Source organism: Rheinheimera sp. KL1 (assembly GCF_001275035.1).
Classification (GTDB): Bacteria; Pseudomonadota; Gammaproteobacteria; order Enterobacterales; family Alteromonadaceae; genus Pararheinheimera; species Pararheinheimera tangshanensis.
In genome coordinates this window covers 261,839-272,970 of the sequence record NZ_LAMX01000019.1, presented here as the reverse complement: position 1 = coordinate 272,970, position 11,132 = coordinate 261,839, and the positions used below count along the sequence as shown (strand labels likewise).

The 11,132-nt window shown below is 46.0% G+C and carries 6 protein-coding genes; 2 read left to right on the top strand and 4 right to left on the bottom strand.

Translation table 11 applies throughout. The features are described 5' to 3' along the window. Window positions 1-34 precede the first annotated feature (34 nt). On the bottom strand, window positions 35-1,807 hold the full coding sequence (locus WH43_RS10935) for a M14 family metallopeptidase (RefSeq protein ID WP_053424632.1): 1,773 nt from the start codon (window positions 1,805-1,807) through the stop codon (window positions 35-37). A gap of 401 nt (window positions 1,808-2,208) precedes the next feature. On the opposite strand from WH43_RS10935, the gene WH43_RS10930 reads away from it, so the two are divergent. After that, the gene (locus WH43_RS10930) at window positions 2,209-4,911 is read left to right on the top strand and encodes a PKD domain-containing protein (RefSeq protein WP_053424631.1); all 2,703 of its coding nucleotides are present in this window, start codon (window positions 2,209-2,211) and stop codon (window positions 4,909-4,911) included. A 68-nt stretch (window positions 4,912-4,979) separates the two neighbouring features. Here WH43_RS10930 and WH43_RS10925 read toward each other — a convergent pair whose 3' ends face one another. Together WH43_RS10925 and WH43_RS10920 are read right to left on the bottom strand one after the other, a co-directional pair. Next, window positions 4,980-8,045 carry an efflux RND transporter permease subunit gene (locus tag WH43_RS10925; RefSeq protein WP_053424630.1) on the bottom strand — a complete coding sequence of 1,022 codons (3,066 nt, stop codon included), beginning with the start codon at window positions 8,043-8,045 and terminating at the stop codon, window positions 4,980-4,982. Window positions 8,046-8,048: 3 nt separating this feature from the next. Continuing rightward, window positions 8,049-9,128, bottom strand: coding sequence for an efflux RND transporter periplasmic adaptor subunit (locus WH43_RS10920; RefSeq protein ID WP_053424629.1), 1,080 nt, complete (start codon window positions 9,126-9,128; stop codon window positions 8,049-8,051). Between the two features lie 110 nt (window positions 9,129-9,238). On the opposite strand from WH43_RS10920, the gene WH43_RS10915 reads away from it, so the two are divergent. Further along, on the top strand, window positions 9,239-10,123 hold the full coding sequence (locus tag WH43_RS10915; protein ID WP_053424628.1) for a LysR family transcriptional regulator: 885 nt from the start codon (window positions 9,239-9,241) through the stop codon (window positions 10,121-10,123). A 198-nt stretch (window positions 10,124-10,321) separates the two neighbouring features. On the opposite strand, the gene WH43_RS10910 is transcribed toward WH43_RS10915, so the two are convergent. Then, window positions 10,322-11,095: a putative porin gene (locus WH43_RS10910; RefSeq protein WP_053424627.1), complete on the bottom strand. Its 774-nt coding sequence runs from the start codon at window positions 11,093-11,095 to the stop codon at window positions 10,322-10,324. Between the last annotated feature and the right edge of the window lie 37 nt (window positions 11,096-11,132).

The window sequence follows — 11,132 nt, the reverse complement described above, 5'->3', positions numbered from 1 at the left end:
GTTTTAATAACAATGTGAGCTGACCCCATTTTCATTATTCGATGAGGATTGGATATTTCAGGTAATGCTGATCGTAGTATGGCAAACGTTGATACAACCATTGCAGCTTGGCTTGTGGGTCAGCAGAGAGCTTTTTGTCTTGCTTCAGCGCTTCGTCAAATTCTGCTTTGAGCTTTTTGTCCTGCTTCAGCGCAGTCTCAATCAGCGGCACTATGGCGTAGGTTTCAAAGTATTCAACCCGCTCAAACATACCCAGCATATAACCCCAGCTGAATAAAGAGTCTGGCGCTGTAGGTTCCAGTAAGGCAACAGCCAAAGCGCCTAACGGCTGATCGGTACTGACCCGGACTGAACCCGCAGGTAAACGGATTTTTTGCCAGGTACGGCTAAACTCAGCTTTGACTGCAAAACGTCCTTCAAAAGGTTTGTTGGCAAACTCGTGTGAAGTGGCAGTTAATTGCTGTAACTGAATAGTTTTTGGTGATTTTAAACTAGTAAATTGCACACCATGCAATGCCAGCTTGGCGATAACCTCTTGCTGCTCTGGTGGGATCCAATAGGCTTTTGGCACGTCAATTTCAGCAGCAGGTTCTTTTTCCCAATACACAGGTAGTTGCTCATAATTCAGCGGTTTACCTGTCCAGGTTTGATAAGTGACACCTGTGATCGGATCTTTTTTCTGTACAGCTTCCACCCCTTTAAATGCAATGTAATCAGGGGTTTCACTGGCTTTCCAGGCGAGTACCTGACGTTCTGGCCGCGCATTTTCATCGGCTTTTTTCGCCAGTTTCAGCACAGTACCTTGTTGCTGCAACAGTTTCAGACTTTGCTCCAACACTACATAAGTGCCTAACACTCTTTGCTTATAAGGCTTTAAGCTGTGATTTTCCACCAGTACTGTTGGGATATGACGCAAGTCGCCATAGCCATTGGAAAAACGTGGAGAAGACGTAGACCCTGCCAGGCCTTTACTGAAATCTGCACTGTTATGAGCAAACACCAGCGGCCCCGGAATATGACCTGCAGCAGTGAGCGCCTGATCCACTTCAGAGCGGAAACTACTGGCAAGCCAACTGGCCGCATTCGGACTTAGGGCAGCAAAAGGTTCATTAAAACCATAAGTGATGTCGTACTGATAATCTTCACCGTCTGTCACATGGATATCCAGATACAGATCCGGCTTATAGCTATTGAGTAGCTTCAGTAGCGCCTGCATTTCAGGCGCTTCAGCTTTCATATAGTCACGGTTTAAATTCAGGTTTTGTGCTGTGGCACGCCAGCCCTGCAATTCAGGCCCGCGTTGATTCATGCGGTTGTATTTGCCGCTACGCTCATGACCATCAACCGAAAAAATTGGAATAAACAACAAGTTGACGTCTTTTAACAAATCCGCTTTATCGCCATGCGCTATGTCACGCAGCAGCATTAAACCCGCATCTTTGCCATCAATTTCACCACTGTGAATACCAGCCTGCGCCAGTAACAGCGGTTTATTGTCCCGTCCAATCATGTCGGGATCCGTGCCGGCTTTGACCAGATAAATAGCACGGCCCTGCGGGCTTTGTCCTATTACTTCAAGCTTAATTAATGAAGTACTGGCCGCCAGACGTTGCAGGTAGTTGATCGTAGTTTCGTAGTCAGGTGTTTCAGACAAATCAGACACTTCAGCTGGGGTTACCCAGGGATGCTGCGCAGGTTTAATCAGACTTAAGGTCGCACCTTGCCAGTCAGGTAAAGGCGGCAGATGGTCAGCAGCAGTAACAGAAAAGACAAAGCTGCATGCCAGAGAAAGGGCTAGTTTTTTCATTCGAATAAGATCCAATTCGGGGCATTCACTGATCAAGCCCCCTTTTATCAATGGCTGCCTGCAAAGATCACTGCAAAACAAGACGACACTCTGCTTGTGGACACAAAAACAAACAACCTATGTACATACACTTTATCTCTTTGTGTTGACTAAAAATCAACATAAAGAGATATGAAATTCAGAGGCATGATAGAAACACAAAAAAAGACAAAAATAAACAGATGTAAACCGAACTGAAGTAAAAACATCGCCGCTGTCACTCAACAAAATATTTTATACAAAAACAATCTCCACACTTCACCTCATGCAATTTCAGCTCATTTACCTAAATATGCGATAACACAGATTTACAGATGTGAATTAAATACTTAATGTAACAACGAAATTAACAAGGAGTGACTATGAAGGAAGTTAGTTATTTAACACATGTTGGTTTAAGTCTGATGACCTGTGCCATTTTAGCTGGATGTGGTTCAGATCAAAAAGATGAAGTACCTACTGTGTCAATGGTAAGTTCGGTCTCAGTAAAAGAGAAACGTCTGGTAACTGTGGCAGCCACAGCTACAGACGACAAGGAAATCTCGGGTTACCGGTGGGAGCAACTATCAGGTCCAACGCTGACCTTAACAGGCGTAGCTGCATCAGAGGTTCAGGTGACAGCACCTGAGGTCGACGAAAACTCTGTAGCAGTATTGCGGGTTACTGTCACAGACAGTGCGAATCAACAAGCGCAAGCCAATGTAACTGTAAATATTGCGAAAAATCAGTTACCTGATCTTGCCGCCAATTTCTCCAGTGTAGAGGAAAAATCTACGGCCAGTTTTCAAGCCACAGCAACGGACGCGGATGGAGAAATTACCTCTTATCAATGGACACAGCTATCAGGTCCTCAAGTCACACTAAGCGGTGCAAATACCAGCAGTATCAGCTTTGAAGTGCCCGCAGTTTCCTCAGCCACCACTCTTCGCTTTTCAGTCAGTGTTATGGACGATGATAACGAAGGCAGTACCTTGATCAGTGATGTCGTTATTGATCAACTCAAAACGGCCTATAGTCTGACGGGAAAAGTTACTGAAGCTGCATTTGCGAATTCAAGCGTCAGCGCTACAGTGGCTGAAGAGACCTTCTCGACCACAGCAGATGCATCAGGTAATTTCACTTTGTTAGTGGAAGTCGATGATGATGCTACAAATTTTCTAACGCTGTTAAAAGCAAGTTCAACTCAGATCGCAGGATTGGAACTTTACAAATTCCTCCCTGATTTAACAGCCAACGCGGTGCCCACCGAAAGTGCCAGCCCTCAATCTGGTTTGCTGACACAAAAGCGCCAATCAAGATCAGATAAGGCTCTGGCAACAGAAAACAACGGCATTAGTATAAATACGTCGATAAACCCGGTATCTACCGCTCATTATGCTCTGCTGCTAGCGGAAAATAACAATGTTATGCCGATTGATAGAAGCACATACGACGCAGTAGAAAAACTTATTGATCCTGATCTGCTGATTGAAGCTGCAGCGCTGGTGTACATCTTATCGCAACAAGATGCTTTGCCTGAAGGCGTGACAGATGTGGTCAGTCTGCTCAATAAACCTGAGCTGTACAACGCTTACAAAGAGGCTGTGGAAACAGAAAATCCGGATGCTATTACGCAAGCTATAGCGACATTAGTTGCTGATCCTGATGTGGTAGAGCCGCAGGATGAGACAAGCCTGGTAGGAAAGTATGTCACTTATATGCCAGCGCAATCGGGCTTTTTATCCCGTTTTGGTGAGAAACTGATGTTTAATGAAGATGGGACAGGTTCAAGGTATACCACTGGTTCGCATTACTCATTTGACTGGACCATCAGTGAGCAAGCCATTGAACTGGATTACACTAACACTAGTCCCTTTACCTATTACACAAATCTTAAAACAAGTTTTGTTGGTCTGACGGCCGAACAAATGAAGCTATTGACTGACGCAGGAATAACCACTATCCAAGTCACTCAAATCACTACCGGTGCACAAATGTGGAGAACGGTAAAAGGTAACACTATGGATGTGTACCGTTTTTCAGAGAAAATACAACGCACTTTAACACCTATTGACTTGGGCAATGGTGTGGTGATCAGTACAGATGGTGAAACCGAAATTATCAACACAGATTATTTCGTCCGTAATATTGAAACTCAGATGCCACTAAAATTTACTGCTGAAGAAATCCCAGGCCAATGGGTGTTGCGTAGCTTTGATGATAATGAAAACCCGGATTTTCTCTTCAGTTCATTGTTTGCGGAAACATTCAACTTTGCCCCAAACGGCACAGGAACAACAAAAGAAACTGCTCGTAGTTTCGATTGGGAACTGAACGCTGCGGGACATCTCCTTGTTACTTTTGCCAGTAAAACCCGCTTGGAGTTCAGAAAGCTGGATCAATTAGACGATAAATCCAGCGCGCTGATTTCTGTTTACGATGCAGAGGGCAATTTAATAGCTGCAGATACTGACTATAGCTTAAAGCTCGATGGCAGCGACTTCTCACAATACGATCATATCAATCAGGAGGGATCGTACTGGAACTCCATGATCAACCTCTGGAATAAGTACTATTGGCAGGATAACCGTATTTTGTGGGAAGGCGGCTTTAGTTACTTTGGTTTTATGTTTAAAAACAATAATACCGGCTATCAAATGTATCAGTACACAGGAACACCTCCAGAGATGATCCCAAACCTGGGTCCACAGATGACATGGATTGAAATACCGGATGAGAGTGGCGCCAGTATGATTCAGGTCAATCGGAGAGCTTGTAACGATAATACAGCCTACTCCTGTAACATTCGTAACTATCGTTTGCTTAAGTCTGAATCAGGAATGCTAGGCAGACGTATCTACGTATTGGAAGAGTCGTATTCCCGTAATAGAAGCACAGATCCAATGGAGGTCTTGATCCCACCTCGTTTAAATATGTATGAAGAACTGAGTGTGAACTATTGGAACGAAACAGCACCTGCTCAAACAAGTATGTCGCTGTTCACTAAAAGTATTCCGGCAAAAACAACGGTAGAAAAAAAGTTAAGGGAACCTAACAAACCAAGGTTGCCTCACTTCAACAACTAGTTTATTAGGTTGTGGTAACTAAAAACCGGGAATATTTTTCAGTATTCCCGGTTTTTTATTTTAAAGCGTCAAGACCGTGATGGGATCCGGTAGATGGAGCAATACATCAGAGGTAAAAACAGCAAGGTGAGAATGGTGCCAAAACCCAGGCCAAACATAATGACTACTGCCATACTGGCGAAGAAGTCATCGGTGACCAAAGGCAACATCCCCAAAATAGTAGTGATAGCGCCCATAGAGACGGGACGAACCCGACTAACTGCGCTGTCGTATACAGCCTGATAAGGCGCCAGCCCCTGACTTAATTCGAGTTTGATCTGATCAAGTAAGACGATGCCATTTTTCACCAGCATACCTGACAAGCTTAAAAAGCCAAGCAAGGCTAAAAAGCCAAATGGCACATTGACTGACAATAGCCCCAACGTCACACCAATCAATGCCATAGGCACACAAGCCCAAATCACCAAAGCGTCACGCATTGAGTTGAACAGCAAGACCGTAATAACAAACATCACCAGATAGCCCATAGGCAGCGAACTGAACAAAGCCTTTTGCGCTTTAGTCTGAGCCTCCAGCTCTCCACCCCAACTCAGGCTATAACCAGTAGGCAGAGGTATAGCTTCGATTTGAGGCCGCACTCTTTTCAATAAAGAGGCTGCGGTGTCATCACTTAAAATATTATGATCGGCCATCACAGTGACAGTGCGTTTACGGTCACGACGCATAATTTGTGGGTCTTCCCACTCCAAAGCAAAACTACTCACCACCTGACTGATCGGGATATAGCGGTTTAACTTAGGGCTGTAGACCTGCAAATCTGACAGCGCATCAACACTTTGCCGTTCTGAATCTGGCGCTCGGGTGATGATCGGCAGTAAGTGTGTGCCGTCACGATAAATACCCACAGTACGGCCATTCACATGGGTCAGCAGCACATCGTCGATATCCTGCTTACTGATCCCCACTCTGCGCGCTAAAGCTTCATTAAACTGAGGCCGGATCACTTTGACTCTGTTACTCCAGTCATCGCGTAAATTACGGGTGCCTGAGTCCTGCGCCATAATGGCCTTAGCCTGCTCAGCCAGTTGTCGTAGCACATTAGGATCGGCACCACTAAAACGGGCTTCGAGTTTAGCTGCAGTGGAAGGCCCCACATCTAACCGTTTTAATTTGTGTCTAAGTCCTGGGTGTTGCTCATCTATGTAGGAGCTGACATCCGCCATACGGCCAGAGAGCAGCGACTTGTCCTGCACCCGCACCACCAGTTGACTGTAGGCTGCATAGAAACGTTCAGGCTGATAGGTCAGCATAAAACGATCAGCACCACGACCTGAGGTTAAAGTAACAGCTTCTACTCCATCCAATGATTTTAAGTACTTGATGACGTCCAGAGCTTCAGCATCGGACTGTCGAATGTCAGTACCAGCGGGTTGCCATAAATCCACCAGAAAAATCGGAGTATTGGATGCAGGGAAAAATACTTGTTTGACCTTCGCAAACCCCATAACTGACAGCACTAATAATAGAATCATTAGCGCATAACTTAATACTCTGTAGCGCAACACTGCGGTTAGAACTGCTCTGTACCCCTCGAAAATAAAGCCCTGATAAAGTTCAGGCTCGGCCTGCTCATGTTCAGATCCGGCTTTGAGTTGTTCTTTAAAAAACAAACTGGCGAAAAACGGGGTCAGGGTAATAGCAGTCACCCAGCTCAAGAGTAAACTGACCAATAACACCCAAAACAAACTACCAGCAAATTCCCCCGTTGCATCACTGGATAATCCTATAGGAGCAAAAGCAGTGATCGCTATGACGGTCGCACCTAACAAAGGCCATTTGGTTTGTTTGACGATGGCAGAAGCTGACTCACTGATACTCAGCCGTCTTTGCATGCCAATTAAAATACCTTCGGTGATCACTATGGCGTTATCCACCAGCATGCCCAACGCTATAATGAGCGCGCCTAAAGACACCCTCTGCAGTTCAATTTGCATTTGCTGCATAAAAATAAAGGTGCCCAGCACAGTCAGCAGTAAAATAAGGCCAATTAAAAAGCCACTGCGCAGCCCCATAAACACCAGTAATACCACGATCACTATAGCAACCGATTCCACCAGGTTTAGTACAAAGCCTCCGACCGAAGCTTCCACTTCGGCAGGTTGGTTATAGATGGTATTAATATCCATACCTACAGGACGAGCGTAGTCCAGCTCTTTTAGGCGGGCTGTCACCAGAGCGCCGACATCGACGACGTTAACCCCCTGGCTGAAAGACACGCCAAGGGTCAGGGTATTTTTACCATCGAACTTTAAGATCTGACTCGGCACTTCCTGCACGTCTTTGTATACTTTGGCGACATCGCCTAAATAAATCAGCTCTTTGGCTGCTGGATTACTGATGATCAGCTGTTCCAGCTCTTGCACTGACTGAAACTCACCTGTAGGGTGAATTCGGATCCTGTCAGGTCCGAGTCGCAAAGCGCCGGCATTACTGACCACATTCTGAGTTTGCAATAAGCTGGCAATTTGTGTCGGTGGAATGCCTAATGAAGCCAAACGGGAACGGGATATTTCGACTACGACTTGTTCCTGTTGCCGCCCACTGACAGAGACTTTACCAACCCCATCAACCAGCACCAGCTCACGACGTAAAAAGTCGACATAATCCCGGATCTCTTCGTCGGAATAGCCTTCGCCGGTGATGGCATATAACATGCCGTATACATCACCAAAGTCGTCATTGACGACGGGCGCCTGCACCCCAGGAGGTAACGCAGGGGTTAAATCATGCACCTTACGACGCAGTTCATCCCAAATTTGCTTTAACTCTTTGGCACGATAAATACCTTTCATTTCCACCATAATTTGCGAGGTACCACTGGTGGAAATAGAAGTCACGTGATCGACATAAGGTAATTGCTGAATCGCATTTTCAATCGGATAACTAACCTCTTCTTCTACCTGCAAAGGTGAAGCGCCAGGATAAGAAGTAATAATCAAGGCTTGTTTTAACGTAAACTGTGGGTCTTCCAGTCGCCCCAGACCAAAATAGGCCATGGTGCCACCTATCAGCAGAATAAGGGTGACCAGCCAGGACGAGGTTTTATTTTTTATAAAATACTGAGCGACATCCATAACTTACAGACCCCGCTCACGTTGCCATGGCCGTACTTGCTGGTTTTCTGTTAGTTGATTTACACCAGCAGTGACGATTTGCTCACCAGCAGCTAAGCCGGCTAATACCTCGATCCCCTGCTCAGTTAAACGCCCAACACTGACAGCTCGTCTGTTGACTACACCTTCGCTATAGACCCAGACAAAACGTTCTGTAGCATCCACAGGCTGATCATTAGCCGCAAATACCGCTGTGGCAGGTACCACAACCACAGAGGCCTGAGCGCGCATCAGTTGGCTCATATCAGCCACGACATTAGCAGTCATGCCAGAGAGCACATTAAATTCTTCCGGTGCCGGCATACTAAACACCACTTTAAAGCTGTTTGTGGCGGTGTCCGCTCTGGTATCCCATTCTTTAATACTGGCTTTGTAGCTTAAGCTGGGGTATGAATCAAAAATCACATCAGGCTGATAACTGATGTCTTTTTTCACCAGCGCTATGACATCCTCAGGGACCTGAATGACGACGTCCACCATACCTTTGAGTTGTAATTCCAGAATGGCTTGCTGAGCGGCGACGTTCTCATGATTCTCTACTAAAGAACGCGACACTATGCCGCTAAAAGGCGCCACCATTTCGGTGTAGGACAAATTGGTCTGAGCAGTTTTTAAATCAGCTTCCGCTACTTGCAACTGGGCCTTGGCCTCATCGTACATTGCCTGCGATACCAGCTTTTGGCCTATCAAACTGGCCGCTCTGTCAAACTGCGCTTTGGATAACTGATAACGGGCCTGCGCCTGCTCGACCTTCAATTTAAAATCAGTGGCATCTAAACGGGCTAACACATCGCCTTTTTTCACATCCTGACCGGGCCGGATAGAAAATTGGGTGAGTTTACCGCTAACCCTAAAGGTCAGACGGGCATTTTCAGTAGGCTCGACTATGGCAGGGAACTGGCGAATTAGTTTTTGCTGACCATCCTGTACCAGATGCAATTTCACTGGTCTGTTCTGATTTTGCTGTACAGGTTCTAACGGCTTGGAGCAGCCTGCAACAGCGGCCACACACAAAAGCGCACTTATCATCATCTGTTTGGACATGTATACCCTTCCCTTTTTCTTGCTACGCAGCTTCTTTTATCGTTGCACTATACAAAAGCACAATTAACATTAAAATTTATATTTATTTCATTTCTACATAAGAATAATTGATGAACTTGACTCAGCTTTATATTCTCGATGCCGTCGCCAGCAGTGAAAGCCTGCTGCAGGCCGCGATAAAACTCCATAAAACCCAACCAGCATTGAGCATGGCGCTGAAGAAGCTGGAACAGGAATGCGGTTTTACTATAGTGGATCGGAGTCAATATCGCCTGCAATTTACTGAAGCTGGACGACGTTTTTATCAACAAGCTCAACAACTTCTGCATCAAAGTGCTCAGTTGAAGTCTTTAGCTCAGCATTTAAGCCGTGGAGCTGAAGCTAGTTTGCGCCTGGCTTTTGATGAAGCTGTGGATCTAACCCCCTTTATGAGCGCGATACGACAAGCGCAGCAACAATTTCCTCATACCGAATTGTTGTTAAGTTGCGATTACCGGCTGCAAGCGCTGGAAAAGCTGAAAAACCAGCAAGCGGATTTAGCCATCAGCCCCTGGTATCCGGTGTTTATCAGTTTGGGCGACTTTGAAGCCGTCGCCATTGGTAGTTTTGATATTTTATGTGTTGCCAGCCCCGAGTTTTTACAACAACTGGGGGAGCCTTTAACTCATCAGGCGCAATTGGCAGAACTGCCTCAACTGGTCGCAAATTCAGAAGCGTTAAATTTTGATAGCGGGAAATTGCTGCCCTTGCAGTCGGCCCGGCGGGTCAAAGTCAACAACAGTTTATGCATGAAACAAGCCCTGTTAGCTCATTTAGGCTGGGGCATGGTGGCACGTCACCAAGTGGCGGATGAATTAGCTCGCGGTGCTTTGGTGCAGCTAAAGCCGATGGAATTTCCAAAGTTGATTCAGGGGGACGTGGCGCTGGTACGGCATAAAGATCAACAACTGGGCCCGGTAGCAAAAGCCATCTGGCAGCAATTGACCTCGAGTTAATGGTCTTAGAAAAGACTAAGGAGCCTTGCGGCTCCTTTCTTAAATCATCACTTCAGTTATAACTGATATTGCCATAAGTAGTTGGTGTTGCAGCTAGGCGGCAAGACATCGAGACCCCAGGAGCATAGCTGACTATGCGACTGGGGCGAGATGCCGCAGCCAACAACGCTGCGACGCCAAATACGACGGGCAAGAAGATTAGAAGCGGTAGCTTGCGCCTACTTGATACACATCATCACCAGTTTCCAGCGCATCAAAAGCAACGCTGGCTGATAACGACAAGTTTGGCAGAGCAAACCACTTAGTACGTAAGCTCAGGCTATCTTCGCTTTCGCTTAATACACCATCAGAAATCCACTGATAACCTACACCGGCAGAGAAGTTTTTACCGAAGTAGTAATCCGCGCCTACACCATAGCGGGTGGCCGAATCATTGCGGTAATCCAGGATATTGGCTTCCAGGTTGATCATATCCCCAGTGCCTAAATCCCATAACTTTTTAGTCATCACACCATAGTTTGTGCTACTGCCACCTTGATCCGGGCGGCTGTGCTCAAAAATAGCACCCACTAACCAATCGTTGCTGATGAAATAACCTACAGTACCATCGACTTCCTGATAGTCTGTGCCACTGTAATGCAGCCATTCCAGCTTACCGTAGAAGTTATGGCTTTGGTCCATATACTCACCACCCACTGACCAGCCGTTTTGATCTTCAGAATCAGCTGACAAACGAGATAAAGTACCGAAAACACTGGCGTTTTTATTGATAAATGCAGCTTCAGCGCGCGGCGTATTGCCTGAAGTGTCTACTGCATTAAAGAAATACTGATGCTTCAGTTGCCACAGATCCAAATCAACACCATTGATCTCACTGTTGCCATAATCGACTGAAGATTCATTTTGATAGCTGTTCGCTGCTGCACCGGTTGACACTACAGCGATAAGTAAAGCGAGCATAGAACGTTTCATAAGTACTACCTTTTGGTTGAGAAAACGCAGGCAGTGT

Coding starts and splice junctions, on each gene's coding strand:
- WH43_RS10935 (WP_053424632.1), bottom strand. CDS start 1,807: ATGAAAAAACTAGCCCTTTCTCTGGCATGCAGCTTTGTCTTTTCTGTT.
- WH43_RS10930 (WP_053424631.1), top strand. CDS start 2,209: ATGAAGGAAGTTAGTTATTTAACACATGTTGGTTTAAGTCTGATGACC.
- WH43_RS10925 (WP_053424630.1), bottom strand. CDS start 8,045: ATGGATGTCGCTCAGTATTTTATAAAAAATAAAACCTCGTCCTGGCTG.
- WH43_RS10920 (WP_053424629.1), bottom strand. CDS start 9,128: ATGTCCAAACAGATGATGATAAGTGCGCTTTTGTGTGTGGCCGCTGTT.
- WH43_RS10915 (WP_053424628.1), top strand. CDS start 9,239: ATGAACTTGACTCAGCTTTATATTCTCGATGCCGTCGCCAGCAGTGAA.
- WH43_RS10910 (WP_053424627.1), bottom strand. CDS start 11,095: ATGAAACGTTCTATGCTCGCTTTACTTATCGCTGTAGTGTCAACCGGT.